10 protein-coding genes and 3 pseudogenes are annotated in these 16,061 nt (G+C 43.9%); 1 reads left to right on the top strand and 12 read right to left on the bottom strand.

Annotated features, from left to right (window positions below; translation table 11 throughout):
• Positions 1 to 273: 273 nt before the first annotated feature.
• Positions 274 to 2,086, top strand: a pseudogene (locus AC0L66_RS10315) (ABC transporter ATP-binding protein/permease).
• Positions 2,087 to 2,237: 151 nt separating this feature from the next.
• On the opposite strand, the gene AC0L66_RS10320 reads toward AC0L66_RS10315, so the two are convergent.
• From AC0L66_RS10320 to betB, 12 genes and pseudogenes are all read right to left on the bottom strand, one after another.
• The gene (locus tag AC0L66_RS10320; protein ID WP_473567179.1) at positions 2,238 to 4,481 is read right to left on the bottom strand and encodes a peptidase U32 family protein; all 2,244 of its coding nucleotides are present in this window, start codon (positions 4,479 to 4,481) and stop codon (positions 2,238 to 2,240) included.
• Between the two features lie 309 nt (positions 4,482 to 4,790).
• Positions 4,791 to 5,858, bottom strand: a complete 1,068-nt coding sequence (locus tag AC0L66_RS10325; RefSeq protein ID WP_473567181.1) for a site-2 protease family protein — start codon at positions 5,856 to 5,858, stop codon at positions 4,791 to 4,793.
• 254 nt (positions 5,859 to 6,112) lie between these two features.
• A complete protein-coding gene (locus AC0L66_RS10330; RefSeq protein ID WP_265675647.1) occupies positions 6,113 to 6,499 on the bottom strand; it encodes a thiol-disulfide oxidoreductase DCC family protein in 387 nt (128 codons plus the stop codon).
• Between the two features lie 458 nt (positions 6,500 to 6,957).
• Positions 6,958 to 7,623 carry a helix-turn-helix domain-containing protein gene (locus tag AC0L66_RS10335; protein WP_265675646.1) on the bottom strand — a complete coding sequence of 222 codons (666 nt, stop codon included), beginning with the start codon at positions 7,621 to 7,623 and terminating at the stop codon, positions 6,958 to 6,960.
• A 136-nt stretch (positions 7,624 to 7,759) separates the two neighbouring features.
• Positions 7,760 to 8,275, bottom strand: coding sequence for an EAL domain-containing protein (locus AC0L66_RS10340; protein ID WP_473567184.1), 516 nt, complete (start codon positions 8,273 to 8,275; stop codon positions 7,760 to 7,762).
• Between the two features lie 43 nt (positions 8,276 to 8,318).
• Positions 8,319 to 8,585: a hypothetical protein gene (locus tag AC0L66_RS10345; RefSeq protein WP_473567185.1), complete on the bottom strand. Its 267-nt coding sequence runs from the start codon at positions 8,583 to 8,585 to the stop codon at positions 8,319 to 8,321.
• Positions 8,586 to 9,037: 452 nt separating this feature from the next.
• Positions 9,038 to 9,292: a DUF2999 family protein gene (locus tag AC0L66_RS10350; RefSeq protein ID WP_265675644.1), complete on the bottom strand. Its 255-nt coding sequence runs from the start codon at positions 9,290 to 9,292 to the stop codon at positions 9,038 to 9,040.
• Positions 9,293 to 9,474: 182 nt separating this feature from the next.
• Entirely contained in the window at positions 9,475 to 10,671 is a 1,197-nt protein-coding gene (gene choV, locus AC0L66_RS10355; RefSeq protein WP_473567187.1) for a choline ABC transporter ATP-binding protein, read from the bottom strand.
• A 2-nt stretch (positions 10,672 to 10,673) separates the two neighbouring features.
• The gene (gene choW, locus AC0L66_RS10360) at positions 10,674 to 11,522 is read right to left on the bottom strand and encodes a choline ABC transporter permease subunit (RefSeq protein WP_265675642.1); all 849 of its coding nucleotides are present in this window, start codon (positions 11,520 to 11,522) and stop codon (positions 10,674 to 10,676) included.
• 108 nt (positions 11,523 to 11,630) lie between these two features.
• Positions 11,631 to 12,610: pseudogene (locus AC0L66_RS10365) on the bottom strand (choline ABC transporter substrate-binding protein).
• Positions 12,611 to 12,810: 200 nt separating this feature from the next.
• Complete coding sequence (betA, locus tag AC0L66_RS10370) at positions 12,811 to 14,505, bottom strand: choline dehydrogenase (protein ID WP_265675640.1); 1,695 nt, start codon at positions 14,503 to 14,505, stop codon at positions 12,811 to 12,813.
• A 76-nt stretch (positions 14,506 to 14,581) separates the two neighbouring features.
• Positions 14,582 to 16,036 (bottom strand): annotated as a pseudogene (gene betB, locus AC0L66_RS10375) (betaine-aldehyde dehydrogenase).
• Between the last annotated feature and the right edge of the window lie 25 nt (positions 16,037 to 16,061).

Genomic DNA, 16,061 nt, shown 5'->3' on the forward strand with positions numbered 1-16,061 from the left:
TACGGTTTTACATCCTGCAAGGGCATATCTCATATCCACTTTTATATTAAAGCCACCCATAGTAAGGCCGTTCTGAGCCTCATTCACCCGAAAGAAGTTCATCGCTATAAACATGAGAGTCGTTCATGACGGTTCCTCTTGTTGACACTAGTGTTGCACAATAAGCGTTGGGGTTCAAAATCAACGTTGTATTAGTAACCGTTAATTAGAACTTGCTATTTAAGGCTTTCACCCCAATAACTTATCTAACAAAGACAGTATAAAAGGCGCGCTATGCAATCTTCTGATGCATCTACCAACACCGTTAATGTTGCCAAAACTCCCGCTCAGCCAAAGAGCAAAAATCTGGGAATTTTGTTTGAATTGATGGCATTTATCCGCCCCTATAAATGGAAAGTCATCGCAGCATTAGTAGCGCTGGTCTTTACTGCCTCGTTAACGCTGTCTGTCGGTCATGGTGTCCGAATCTTGATTGACGAAGGGTTTTCTCAACAGTCAATACAAGATCTTGGGTACGCGATCCAGTTCATTCTTATCGTGACTTTACTCATTTCTATCGGCACATTTTTCCGATTTTATTTGGTCTCTTCAGTTGGAGAGCGCGTCAGCGCCGATATCCGTTTGGCGGTGTTTAACCATGTTATCACCCTGCACCCCAGTTACTTCGAGACCAATAGTAGTGGGGATATCATGTCCCGTATCACAACGGATACGACCTTACTGCAAAGTATCATTGGTTCATCATTTTCAATGGCTATGCGCAGTGCGCTCATGTGTATCGGTGCGATTGTCATGTTGTTTGCCACCAACATTAAATTAACACTGATTGTTTTAGCTTCCGTTCCTTTTATACTAATCCCGATTTTATTATATGGTCGACGAGTGCGTGCATTATCTCGTCAAAGCCAAGACTCCATGGCCGATGTTGGTAGCTATGCAGGAGAAGCCATCGAGCATATTAAGACTGTGCAAAGCTATAGTCATGAAGCACAAGAACGGTCGGCGTTCGCCAAAGAGGTTGAAAAGGCCTACGAAATTGGCCGTCAACGAGTGAAACAGCGGGCAATTTTGATCTCTGGTGTCATCGTCATTGTGTTTAGTGCGATTGCTGGCATGCTTTGGGTCGGCGGAAGTGACGTGATTAATGGCACAATGTCGGCAGGCGATCTTGGCGCGTTTGTTTTCTACGCCATCATGGTGGCCTCTTCACTTGCGACCATCTCCGAAGTATTAGGAGAACTGCAGCGCGCCGCAGGTGCCACTGAAAGGCTAATTGAGATTTTACAAGTGGAAAGCCACATCATAGCGCCAATAAACCACGCTCTAACGAGTCAGGTTCTGTCTTCTGATGTCCATTTTGATGACGTTACGTTCCACTACCCTTCTAGACCCGACGAACCGAGCCACGCGCCATTTAACGTTGCATGCCGAAGAAGGCAAGGTATTGGCGTTAGTCGGTCCTTCTGGCGCTGGGAAAACTACCTTGTTTGAACTATTGCAACGCTTTTACGATCCTCAACAAGGTTCCATCACATTAGGAGGCTTGGACGTTCGTGACTTTGACCCCATCGAACTACGCAAACAAATGGCGCTAGTCCCTCAGCAACCTGCCCTATTTAGTCATGATGTCTTCCATAATATACGTTATGGCAACCCAAATGCCACTGACGAACAAGTGATTGAAGCTGCAAAAAAAGCCCATGCGCACGAGTTTATTATCAACCTGCCCGAGGGGTATCATAGTTTTCTGGGAGAACGAGGAGTTAGGCTGTCTGGAGGACAACGACAACGCATTGCCATCGCGCGCGCAATTTTAAAAGATCCAAATATACTGCTACTCGACGAAGCGACCAGCGCATTAGATAGTGAAAGTGAGCACCATGTACAACAAGCTCTTGAAGCCTTAATGCGGGGAAGAACGACCATTATCATAGCCCATCGATTATCAACGATCCAACATGCAGATAATATTGCGGTACTCGAGCACGGACAGTTAGTTGATGTGGGGAATCATCAATCACTGTTTAAAAGTTGCGAGCTATATCAACGACTGGTCGAGTTGCAATTCAAACCGTTAGAGCGTTAATAACAGCTTAACTCACCACAAAAAAGCCCCCAAACAGACAACTCTGATTAGGGGCTCTATAAGACTTCGTCGTTATCGCCATCACTCACGCTAGGAACTAGGACATAAGACAATACCGACAACCCGTCCGTTTTGCTTCTCGAGCCCTTTCTTATAGCCCTTGCACATACTGAGCGTTAGTGCGAACTTCAACTAAACGGTCTAACTGTTGTTGAGAGCCCTCAACACCCGCCAGTAAACCTTCGAAGTGTTTGATCAACTCAACTTTATCTTGTCGCTCTTTTGAACCCGCACCGATATTAGTCAGATCGATAAAGAACTCGTCAAACAATCCAGACAAGTCATTCACAATATCGTAGTTTAAGAATTGTTCATGATTATAGATACTTGGATAGCCGCCCTTCTGCTTATCAACGGCAAACGAGATACCTTTCACATTAGTAATGGTTGTCGCTTTTTCACACTTAAGCATACAGCCATCTTCTATCGCGGCCTTGTTACAACCCACTGTGCGTTGGAAGAAACACTGACGGCTCGTCATCATCAGAATTGGATGATAAATACTGTAGAAAAGCTTAAAGTTTTCAGGACGAGAAATATGACGAATCTGGCCATGATTAATTTCGTTAGAGATAAACGCACCCGCACAGTTCAACTCTTCTTTTAATGTAATAAGCGCGTGGGAGTTTGTGGTGTTCATAAATGGACCTGCCACCCATTCAATACCCATCTCGTAGGCCTTATACGCGATACCCGTGTTATTAGTCACAATACGTGCTGGTTTTACTTCTTCTAACACACGTACCGCTTCATCGTAATCTTTACCAATCAATACAGCAGGGAACCAAGGAATCAATCGTGGGTTAGCGGCAAGAATATCAATATATTTATTGTTACGCTTTTTGAAGCTTTCAGGCAATTTGAAGTAAATATCAGCATCTGTCACATCGCATAAATGCAGATCTTTTTCATCGGCAATCAACATTGACAACGTCGGCTTGTCGTTCACTTTTGCAAACTTCTCCAACGCTGGCACATCGACATGTTTAACGACGGCTACCGAGCCATTCAAAATAAAGTCAATCTCATCTTTAACTACCGATACTTCTCTAAACGGAATGGAAAGGTTCGCATCAACAGCTGAGAAATCATAAGATTCAATAGTATGAACAGCACTTTTAAGAGATTTAAAACGTTTCTGTAAGAACTCTTGAGTAATCGACTTCTCATCGGCAGCGGATAAAATCGATGTCGATGTCACAGCAAAGCTTTCTGCATCAGAGTTCACCGTCACTGTTAACGGTTGACCCACTTTAGCGCTAAAGACTAACGTAACAGGTGTTTTACGAATGTCTAAGAACTCGATTTTTTCTCGCATTTCTTGGCCGAGCACGTTCTTATCCGCATGAAGTTCACTGTTCACTTCTTGGATCTGAACAACCGATATCGCCCCTTGCTTTTCAGCTGCATAGTTAGCGCTGTTATCACGAGGGTTGTCGATAAACATGTCTTTCGTTAAATTGCCTTTTAAGAAAGAGTTAGTAAAGTCACGGTTAAATACCTTGTGCAAGTTAGAGTCGTCTTCAATCAATAGCCCCTTTTCGACAAAGCTATCAATCTGTTTACGCCATGTATCAGTCACAGTGTAAACGTAGTGCGCGCCTTTAATGCGGCCTTCAACTTTCAATGAATCAACTTTTGCATCAACCAATTCTGGTAAATCGTAATAGGCCGAGTTGTCTTTTAAGTTAAGTGGGAATTTGTTGCCCGCATTGGTAATTTCATACTCATCACGACACGCTTGGCTACAACGACCACGGTTTCCTGAGTTACCCACACTCACTGAACTTGAATAACATTGTCCAGAGAACGCGATACACAGCGCACCATGCACAAACACTTCGGTCAAAACATCATGGTCATGAGCCACTTGCGTCAGCATTTTTATTTCAGGTAAATTTAACTCGCGAGACAGGTTTACGCGGGTTGCACCAATTTTAGAAAGGAACTTAATTTGACCTTCATTGTGCGTTGTTAGCTGCGTAGAAGCATGAACGTCTAACGTTGGGAAATGCTTCTTGACCAAATCAAACAAGCCTAAATCTTGAACAATAATGCCATCAACTTTCGTGTTCACTAATTGATTAAGCAGCTTAACAATGCTCTTAATCTCATACTCAAGAAGAACGACATTCAGAGTAAGGAACACCTCACAGCCATATTCATGAGCGAGGCGAATGACACCATTTAACTCATCAAGCGATAAGTTCGACGCTCGGTTACGAGCATTAAAAGTGTCCAACCCACAATAGACGGCATTCGCGCCTGCAACGATTGCTGCTTTGATGGCTTCTACATCGCCGCCCGGTGCCAATAACTCAATTTTTCTGCTCATTCGAAAGTGCTCACTTGCTAGACTTGTCATTTTTTGAGGGCGTATTCTACCTAGATCACACTATTATTACCACTCACGATACTCGCTATGTAACAACTAATTTAAAACCATGTTAATAGCCTTAATATAAACATGGATTAATGGCACAAACCTATGTGATCATGCGCAATGATTCGCGTGTAATTTGGCGAGAAATACTGGTGATTCCACCTGTTGATTACAACAAATGAAATCACCATCAAGACAAAGTAATTACGGCTCTAAGATTGAAAAGGCCATGTTAAGGCCCTTTGTCTGAAGGAAAGAAAGTTAGCTCTGTAGGATCAATAGAGGGAGCCCCAGCATGTCGTCGCCCGAGCCCGCCAAGTACCAAATAATACCGACTAAGCTCGCTACGGTAGTCGCATACCAAACCGCAGAGACAATCTGTCCAGAGCGATCAAGCGGCAATAAATGACTGTAATGTCGAGCTCGCCACTCAAAGCCTATTTCGACACTCCCTATCAGCAGCATCAACCCTAAAAGAGTCAGGTTCAGCGTGTAACTTAGATAGATACCAAAAGCCGCTCCAGCAATACACATGACAAGCCCAATTAGAGAATTCATGGAAAAACTGATGCTTTTTAAAATATGTCCGCCATCAAGCGGCAGAATGGGCAGCAAATTGAACAGATTGAGTAGCGCATTAAACGCAGCAAGTCCGGCAAAGATATCCGCTCCTGTGATCCAGTACGCCACTAAAGACAGTAACGACATAAACAAACCAAACGTTGGGCCCATAATGGAGATCACCACATCTTGCCACCGGGTATTAATCCTTTCATCGCTGAGCGCGAGTCCGCCCATGAATGGAATTAAATATATTCCTTTAGTTTTCATCCCGAAGTACTTCATGGCGCGAATATGCCCATACTCATGGAAAACCAAACACGCAATCAGCGCTAATGCAAACTGCAGAGAAAACAACCAAGAGTAAGCCGCAACGCTCGCTCCCATCAGAACAACTTTGATCACTTTAGCGCTTTTCAGCAACTTAAATCCCAACGATGCCAAACCGATGACGCTCAGCTTGTTCTGTTTTTCAAGCGGTGTGACCGGGACCTGTTGTTCAATATCTTTTGTGTTTCTATCGCCTTCTGTCACTTGTTCGTCATTAACAAACAGTTGGTAACGAATAGTAAAGGGCTGCCAAGTTAAGTCAGTAACTAACTTCACGGTAATAGATTGCGCGACCGAGGTGTCCATATTCGCGTCCAAAGAGGCGACTGGTTGAGCGGGTTGCACTGAGAGTTGAAACTGGTGTTCTTTTATCCCCTGATAATCTGTCGAAGCTGGAATAACCGAGACCACCTCTCCCCCCAAAAAAGTTGCTGCCAACCTGCCATAGATCCTTCTAAACGAAGAGACTTACCCAAACAATCGATGTTTAATAGTTCCAATGTACACTCTTTATATTTTTATAGTCGAAGACAAACTACGCTTCGTACGCCGATATGCGCAATATACAGTTCAAAGTCGGCATTCTCTACTTTTGTAGAGAGACTTTTGCTTCTTGATGTTGATTAAGGTTTACTCATTCAAATAATTCCACGCTACAGCCACTCCGTCGCCATCACCAAAATGACTTCTCCTTATCGAGAGCAGGACCCGTTACTACAGCGCGATTTTCCTGTGAGCCAAAGTGAAATCTGATAACGATTCCTAGCAAAGTAGTAATAAAGCTTGTCTGCAGTAGGCTTGATCAAACGCCAACGTGACGGCGCATACATCCACCCTTTGCCAACTAAATTCCACGCATGGTAAACTGCATCAAGTCCCAACCAAAGGCGCCCACTTTCATCGATAGCATGTAAAATGGTATTCGCTTTTTTTGGATCAATCTGTGGATAGTCATGAAAATCTTCACTGAAAATGTCCACCGTATCAATTCTTTTATAAATATCGTGTTTTCTAAGTGCAGCCATTTCTTTTTTACATAATGGGCATGTTCCATCATAAAATAAGGTAAGTGTTTGCATGTAGCCTCCATCGAATGCTCGCTAAAGTATATACGTGACTTGCCGATGTTCGATCGCTGAGATTAGCACCTAGACCACTTCATGATGAAGCGGTGTAACGAGTGTGGAGTGTAGAGTGTAGAGTGTAGAGTGTAGAATTTGACACACAGGCTTTCATGAACACAGCCAGATAGTTGAAAGGAATATAGGTTGGAGACATAGCAGCATGGAAGTTCACTCCTCCCTTATATTCCTTAAAGGCGTCAGCACATCAATATATCTAGTCACATAAAAGCCTTCGTAACAGCATAGTTACGCGTTATCTATCTCATATAGCAATAGATTTCCATCGTTGCTTACATGATAAAAACGCCAACGAGTTAACGACAATGACAATGACAATGACAATGTTACAGATACACCGTACGGTCGACACACAGTAATACTAGAGAGTATTACCTCCCTAATGCGCGACCAAATTAAAGTGTTAACTCTGGCACCATTCTTGAAATTTCTTTACTTTTTCTAAACTCACTAGGACTAAACCCATAGTATTTTTTAAATACCCTACTATAATAATTTGGACAATCAAAACCACTGTTATACGCACTGGTTTTGATTGAGTTACCACCATAAAGCAATTTGAGAGAGTGCTTCAACCTAATAATATTTAGCAGTTGACTAAAAGTAATACCTTCTTTATATAACACTCTGTTTAACTGCGTAAAGCTCATATCAGCTGATTGACTTAATTCATCTGCAGACCACTTTCTAGTAATGTCCATCCTCATGGCATTGGCTATACGATCTATCTCGTGAGGAAAAGAGATAATATTAACCAGCTCATTATTAGAAGCACGCCGAATATATTGAATCATCGTCATTGAAAATAACGAATACAAGGCATAACTATCATTCATATTAGATGATATGAATAGAGCCGATCTAAAGCCATCTATAATTTCCAATTCATTACTAGATTTATTGCTTCTTATCCCAACAATATCAAAACTATTAATGAGTGGTCGAAAATCATTCTCTTCAATAGAAAACCGATGCATATTAATCGTTAGGTCGGTATCGACAGCACTAAGTGAAATACCAACATTAGAGTACGCTGGAATAAATATAACTGTGGAGCCCATACTCTCATGCATTTTTCCATTGATACAAATGAAACCTTTCGCATTCTCGACCATAACCAAATTATGTTTTGTCACTAGATTAGATGAGGTTAACGTTGCACTCCGAAATCGAATTGAACGAAACAACCCCTCTACGCTATTCAATGGCTAAACCTACTGCGAGTGACATGGATGGACGATTCTTTTTTTGTCGAATATCAGAGTTAGGACTACGATTGTTTTTTTCTTCCAGCAGGGGAATTAAGTTATCAATACTAGTTGGGTAGTAATAGTAATAACCTTGCATGTAGACATGTTCCATTAAGTGCATTTTCCTTTGAATCGCGGTTTCCACACCTTCAATAATAAGCCTAGGTGCATATAAGCTTAACAATTCAGCAAGCATATTAATAATTTCGTCATTATCATGATAGAGCAAATAGGATTTATCGAGTTTAATCACGTCCCATGTAAAATACTGTAATGCATGTGTCTTACTTCTGTCTTTGTGGCAATAATCATCTAACCAAAACTCGACACCATGATGCCTTAATTTTTTGATGTTTTTTGCCAACGCTTGATGGCTCAACGATAACTGTGTACAAGTAATTTCAATCGCGATTGGAAAGTCCAAGACAGCGAGCAAATTGTTGACAAAATGGTCGTTATTCAAACAGGAAAGGGGAGATTAAATGACATCAACGTATCGTATTTCTTTATATAATCCCTATAGTAATCAAGCTGAGCAAACATGAGTCGTTGAAGAAACTGATCATTGATCTGGGAAAAAAATCTTCACCACTGATTTGCTCGCCACTACAATCGCTGACTTGAGTAAGCACCTCATAAGCGTACACCGTTGCACTCATAGGGTGGACTATCGGCTGAACTTTAAACTCAAACTCTGCAAATACTGCACAATCAATCGTTGAATATGCCAAAAATCGACTACTTGAATCTGCTTGTTGAATGGCGACTGACATATCATTATTTCCTTAAATTTCCATTGATATTGGAGAAGTAACTCCTAACGAATTGGGATGATAACGAGAAGTAGCTCATAACTTAATGAAAAAAAATCGTTGAACATAAAATAGTGCTTTATTGAAAGAAGAACTCTATTACGTCAAATTTGTGACGCAAATAGTACGACCGCCTATTAATCTATAAATGAAAAGTAATTTTCCATCAAGATCGTAGCTTAATCGTTTAAAACCGTAACGAGCAGGAAATGCAAAAGCGTCAGATTAACCAACACAAATTAGAGTTATTACTTTATTGATAAGGTTAATTTTAATAGAACAGTAAAGAGGTTTTAGAAATAAGTAAAGCGGCACATTTTATTTTCAAAGCGTTGTCTTTAAAGAGTCGTAGAGGCATCGATTAACTCAACGCTGCTACGCTCTTATTCAATATCTCAACACTTAAACCATTACTATTGTTGATTCAATTGAGCTTTTGCCGCTTCCACTTTAGCAAAGTCTAACCCCAACTCTTCAACCGCTTCTTTAATCAAAGCGGGGTTTTGCATGACTTGTGTCATCAGCTGTTGCAGTTGCTCTTGAGGAAGTCCCAATTGACCGATCGTTGCCATTGCGGCAAGTGGATTTTGAGTTAAGGTTTGAAACAGTTCACTGACCTGCTTATCACTGATATTATTTTCTTTTAAAATTGCTAGAATCGGGTTCATAGTACCACCTCATAGGTTCTATTAAATCAAGTAGACGTGCATTCTACCATCACCCCATGTTCTGTGAAGCGCTTTGCTCACCAATGGAGACAAAACACCATCACTGGCTATGCCTTGCCGCAAATTCAGCACTCTGTCAGAAAGCCCACCGCCACCACCATAACCGAGACGGTGAGTTTACTTTATGCACTCACTGAAGCAGTGAAGTGTTTACCCAATAAAGCATGGTAGAAATCGTTATCCGCCAATACGCCAACCAGTGTTCCATTATCCGCTAGCAGTACTGGCTGCCCAGTCCGATAGCGAATCTCTAGGCCTTCACGCATTGAAATATCTGGGCTCGTGATCACTTGGTCATCCTGTTGTAATGTTTCAAGGCAATTACCATCTTCCCAAACCTGCAATGGTAACGATTTTCCCCGGCGTGTCACGGAGGTCACTTGTCCCTGCTCGTTGGTGCCGACAAATGTTTGCTCATGGTGACTGAGTACCAATTCACCATCTTGCACGTCCATTGTCTCCGCTTGAGTCATTAGTGAGCGTCCACAAAGTACATTGAGTGGATTCGTATGAGCCACAAACTCCGCTACATAGTCCGTATTGGGGTTAAGTACAATCTCTTCCGGTTTACCGTGTTGAATCAGCCGACCTGATTCCATTATGGCAATATTGTTGCCGAGTTTGAGTGCTTCATCTAAATCATGACTAACAAAAACAATCGTTTTGTTTAGCTTCCTCTGCAGTTCCAATAGTTCATCTTGGAGCTGGCTACGAATAAGCGGGTCAAGCGCAGAAAAAGGCTCATCCATTAAAAGAATATCGCTGTCCATCGTAAATGCTCGCGCTAAACCAACCCGCTGCTGCATTCCGCCAGACAGTTCATGTGGAAAGCTGTCTTGCCACTCGGCCAAGCCGACCATGTCTAAACATTCTTGCGCGCGGCGACGGCGCTCAGCTTTATCTACACCTTGCATTTTCAAGCCAAAGGCCGCGTTATCAATGACCGACAACCACGGCATGAGCGCAAATTTCTGAAATACCATTGAAATGCAGTTGGTTCGTAAATGCTTCAGCTCTGCGCTATCACAGTTCGCCAAATCGATCTTCTGCTCCCCGTCATCCACCACTAGAGCGCCTCGACTCACCGTATTCAAACCATTAATGGCACGCAGTAAGCTCGATTTTCCCGAACCTGATAATCCCATTAATACGCAGATCTCGCCTTTTTCTATGTTCAAGCTGACATCATGCACCCCAACAATATCGCCGGTTGCATCAATAATCTCCTGACGGCTTTTACCCCTATCCAACATATCAAAAGAGACTGCGGATTGAGCCCCAAACACCACATCTAAATTTCTAATACTAATGACACTCATCGTTATCCTTCCCGATTATGACTTTTTGGTGTTTTACACAAGCGATCCAAAATTATCGCGACCAAGACAATCGCAAGACCTGCTTCAAAACCTTGTGCGACATTGACGGTGTTAAGTGCTCGTACGACTGGCTTACCAAGGCCATCAGCCCCAACTAACGCCGAAATGACGACCATTGATAGTGACAGCATGATGCATTGGGTGATTCCTGCCATGATGTTTGGCATTGCTGCGGGAAGCTCGACGTTGAATAACAGCTTCATTCGGCTCGCTCCGAACGCTTTACCCGCTTCAACGAGCTCTTCCGGAACTCGGCTGATCCCTAAATAGGTCAAACGGATTGGCGCTGCAATGGCAAAGATGATGGTAGAAATAAGTCCAGGGACTACGCCGAGCCCAAAAAGCACCAACGTTGGAATGAGATAAACGAAAGTGGGTATGGTTTGCATTAAATCTAGGATTGGTCTTAGAACGGTATATAACCATGGTTTATGCGCGGCAATGATCCCAATAGGCACCCCAACGAGCACCGAGATTGCCGTAGCAGTCAGCACAAGAACGAACGTTTCTAGCATTTCTTGCCAATAACCTAAGTTCATGATGAGCAGTAATGCCGCGACCACGAATATGACCAGTGATAAACTACGGTGAAGGAACCACGCGATCAACGCCGTCATGACAATGGGTACGGACGGTGGAAACCACTTAAATAAATCCACCAACATCATGATCATTGATTCCAAACCATAGGATAACGAGTCAAAAAATCCGGCCGCGTTATAAGTTAGCCAATCAACAAAGGTTGCCATCCAATCGCCAAGCGGGATCTTATGCTCTGTAATAAAGTCCACTGTTACTCCTTAATGGTCTTTTATTTAAATAACTAGGCAGAATCAGTCTCCCTAGTTTTGGGCGACTGCGATTATTCATAACCGCAGTCGCGAACGTGATCCGTTCGATTAAATGTCTAAATACGCTTTTACTGCTTGGGTTGCATCAGCACCATCACGCGTCGTGACCTTTTTTAACCATTGATTAAGCACTTCTGGGTTGGCTTTTAACCACGCTTTTGCCGCGGCATCTGGCTTCGCATTGTCGTTAAGTATGCTGCCCATCAGCTCATTTTCCATTTCAAGGCTAAAGCTTAAGTTTTGTAATAGTTGACCCACGTTGCTGCACTCTTGTAAATAGTTTTGGCGGACATTGGTGTACACGCTGGCACCACCATAATTAGGGCCAAAGTAGTCATCGCCACCGTCCAAATACACCATGTCAAAGTTACTGTTCATCGGGTGCGGTGCCCAGCCTAGAAAGGCGATCCACTGCTCGCGCTTCACCGCACGTTTTACTTGTGACATCATGCCTGCTTCGCTGGATTCAACTAGACGAAACGCCTTTAAATCAAAAGCATTCTTATCGATCATGTCCTGAATAAGACGATTGCCGTCATTCCCAGGTTCTATACCGTAAATACGTCCACGAAGCTCGTCTTCAAACTTACTTAAATCGGCAAAACTGCGAACAGCCAAGCTTCGTAGACATATTTAGGTACGGCAAGGGTGTATTTCGCTCCTTCCAAATTAGCTCTCACCGTTTCAACTGACCCGTCTTGATGGTATTTCGCAATGTCGGCTTCCATCGTTGGCATCCAGTTGCCCAAAAACACATCAATGTCTTGGTTCGCCATGGAAGAATACGTCACTGGTACCGACAGCAATTGGGTAGACGTTTGATACCCCAGGCCTTTAAGCACCTGAGTCGTGACGGCGGTCGTCGCCGTAATGTCTGTCCAGCCCACATCCGAGAAACGCACGGTCTCACATTGATTGGCGTACACAGAAGAAGCCGCGAGCGTCAGTAACAATGTACTGCTTCGTAGTGCGCTATTTTTAACGCATGTCTTTTTTCTTACGTTTGACTTGTGATTGTTCGTCTTCATGACTTTTATTTTCCCTTTTTATTTGCGACGGTTTCAGTATTAAGCATGGCTGTTATTGAGCATTTACATGCGTTCGGCCGTAATAAACGACCATTTTTTAGGTTGTCGCAACCCTTAGGACACGCACAAACGCGCCCTATTACATGATTTAGAGTGATAATATTGGTGTTAACTCAGTAGAGGTGGTTCGCTGGATTATGTCAGGGGAACATTGGACGTTTAGCAACGCCAAGACGCTGCGTCGTTTGCCAATTGGGCGCAATCCATGTCGGTGCTTGAGACTTATTGAGCGGCGTTTGATTTAAGATTACGTCCGCAATTTTTTCTGCCACCATGATCGTTGGCGCATTCAAATTTCCGTTCGGAATGGTGGGAAACACCGATGAGTCGACCACGCGTAAGGCCCCAACGTGGCGAACTTGGCACTCGGGATTAAGTACCGCCATCGCGTCGTTATCTGCGCCCATTTTACATGAGCATGACGGATGATAGGCGCTTTCAACATTTTGACGAACCCAAGCATCAATCGCGTCATCACTCGTCACATCACTACCAGGTTGAATTTCTTCGCCACGGTACGCGTCCATCGCTGGTTGAGCTAAAATTTCTCGAGTGAGACGAATGCAGTCTCGCCAATCCTGTTTATCTTGTTCTGTACTGATATAGTTAAATTCAATGTGTGGTTTTTGATGAGGATCATTTGATGTGACAAAAATCCGACCACGACTTTGCGGCTTATTCGGCCCTACATGTACTTGAAAACCATGCCCAGAGAACGCCGCTTGGCCATCGTATCGCATTGCTGCAGGTAGAAAGTGATATTGCAGATTTGGCCACTTTAGCCCTGCGCGTGAACGAATAAACGCGCACGACTCGAAGTGGTTCGTCGCGCCTAATCCATCCCTTCGCAATACCCAGCGAGTGCCAATCAAGCCTTTGCTAATTAAACCAAGTTTACTGTTTAAGGTAATTGGTTGATGGCACGCGTATTGAAAGTAGATTTCTAAATGATCTTGTAGGTTTTCGCCCACGCCAGGTAAATCAACCTCAACGTCAATACCAGCATGCTCTAGCACCTGTTTGGGTCCAATTCCCGATAATTGTAACAGCTGTACTGAACCAACAGAGCCTGCGCAAAGCAACACTTCCTTATTAACAAATAGTGATTCAACACGACCGTTTTTCTCTATCTCAACACCAACAGCTTGCTTATCTTGCAATAGGACTCGTCGAGTGACGACACCTGTTTTGAGCGTCACATTAGGACGTTTCATTGCCCGGCGTAAGTAAGCGTTGGATGTGGATGCTCGCACACCTTTGTCTACCGTCATGTGCATTGGGCCAAAACCTTCTTGCTGATAACCATTGTAGTCGTCGGTCTTTGGATACCCCGCTTGCTGCCCCGCATCAATAAATGCGTCATACAGCGGATTCAGTGTCATATTATTACCATTGCAGGTTCCAACAGGGCCATCCACGCCACGGTAGGCATCTTCTCCACCCATCCATGATTCAGCACGACGAAAATAGGGCAAACACTCTTGATAACTCCAACCTGTTGCGCCTTGCTCATGCCACTCATCAAAGTCACAAGCATGACCTCTTACATACACCATGCCGTTGATGGATGAACTGCCACCCAACACTCGTCCACGAGGGCAATGTAAACGGCGAGCCTCTAAGCCAGCTTCTGGCTGCGTTTCAAATTGCCATGCGTATTTGTCACTGTTCATTGGATAGGACAGTGCCGTAGGCATTTGAATAAAAATACTCTTATCACTGCCTCCTGCCTCAAGCAACAGCACGCGATGCTCACCCGACGCACTAAGCCTATCGGCTAACACACAGCCAGCCGAGCCTGCTCCGACAATGATGTAGTCATACTTGGTATTCATTTCCCTTCCCTTTGAATTCAATTGTAAGAATGCGCATTACGACTCAGCGGACCTTCTTAGTGAAGATGCAGATTTTCTATTCATAAGGACATTCCAGATCGCCGAGTTCGATCATAACGCTCTTATTCTGGGTATAGTGATTAAGCGTTTCGATACCATTTTCACGGCCAATTCCAGACTGCTTGTATCCACCCACAGGCATTTCGGCCGGAGAACCTCCCCACGTATTCACCCAGCAAATCCCGGCTTCTATTTGCGCAATCACGCGATGTGCTCGCGACAGGTTTTGCGTAAACAGACCCGCGGCTAACCCATACTGAGTATCATTGGCACGGCGAATCACTTCATCTTCATCTGAAAAACGCAGCACAGACATCACAGGACCAAATATTTCCTCTTGGACTTGGGGCATGTCATCGGTGCAATCAGCAAAGATTGTCGGTTGAACAAAATAGCCTTTATCTAAGCCATGGCTTGTTTCACGCGCCCCCCGCAAACCAATCTCGCTCCCGACACTTTACCCGCTTCAATAAATCCCAATACTTTTTCCAAATGCTCAGCGGAAATTAACGCACCTATTTGAGTCGTCATATCCGCTGGATTCCCAATGACCAGCTTCCGCGTTCTTTGAGTCAGCTGCTCAAGAAACTCATCGTAGAGTGAATCATGAACAAACACGCGTGTGCCATTGGTACAAACTTCACCTTGGGTATAAAAATTGGCTAGCATGGCGGCGGACACTGCGTTATCTAACTTGGCATCACCAAACACAATTAGTGGTGATTTACCGCCTAATTCCATGGTCACATCTTTCAACGTCCCCGCTGCGTCTGCCATGACTTTTTTCCCAGTACCTGACTCCCCAGTAAAGGAAACTTTCGCGATATCAGGATGACGAGAAAGACACTGCCCAACGCGATAGTCCCCTTGAACCACATTAAATACGCCATCAGGCACGCCCGCTTCGGTATAAATTTCGGCCAATTTCAGCACCGATAAAGGCGTTTCTTCTGAAGGCTTGAAGACCATTGCATTACCCGCAGCAAGAGCGGGTGCGGATTTCCACATGGCGATTTGAATAGGATAATTCCATGCGCCGATACCCGCACACACACCCAGAGGCTCTCGGCGAGTGTAGAAAAACTGACCATGACCTAGATCTTGTTGTTGGCCCTGAATACTCGATGCCAGCCCAGCGTAATATTCAATAACGTCTGCGCCCGTCGCGATATCTACTTCCATCGCTTCTTGAATAGGCTTACCTGTATCTTGTACTTCCAGTGCGGCAAGTTCATCGTTGCGTTCGCGGAGTAACATGACAGCGCGCATCAAAATTCGCCCTCGCTCCATGCCACTCATTGACGACCATATTTTTGAAACCTTGTTTCGCTGAATCTACTGCGCGATCAACGTCTTGGACACTCGCTTGTTCTAATTCCGCTAATGGTTCGCCCGTTGCTGGGTTACGCGTTAGAAAGGTTTCGTTTGATGAGGCTTGTGCGTTCTTACCGTGAATATAGAGAGACTTCATTGATGTCCATGTTCCTTGATAATTC

Source organism: Vibrio sp. GJ43-1, from assembly GCF_055808835.1.

Coding starts and splice junctions, on each gene's coding strand:
- AC0L66_RS10330 (WP_265675647.1), bottom strand. CDS start 6,499: ATGCAAACACTTACCTTATTTTATGATGGAACATGCCCATTATGTAAA.
- AC0L66_RS10320 (WP_473567179.1), bottom strand. CDS start 4,481: ATGAGCAGAAAAATTGAGTTATTGGCACCGGGCGGCGATGTAGAAGCC.
- choV (WP_473567187.1), bottom strand. CDS start 10,671: ATGAGTGTCATTAGTATTAGAAATTTAGATGTGGTGTTTGGGGCTCAA.
- AC0L66_RS10335 (WP_265675646.1), bottom strand. CDS start 7,623: ATGGGCTCCACAGTTATATTTATTCCAGCGTACTCTAATGTTGGTATT.
- AC0L66_RS10350 (WP_265675644.1), bottom strand. CDS start 9,292: ATGAACCCGATTCTAGCAATTTTAAAAGAAAATAATATCAGTGATAAG.
- betA (WP_265675640.1), bottom strand. CDS start 14,505: ATGAATACCAAGTATGACTACATCATTGTCGGAGCAGGCTCGGCTGGC.
- AC0L66_RS10345 (WP_473567185.1), bottom strand. CDS start 8,585: ATGTCAGTCGCCATTCAACAAGCAGATTCAAGTAGTCGATTTTTGGCA.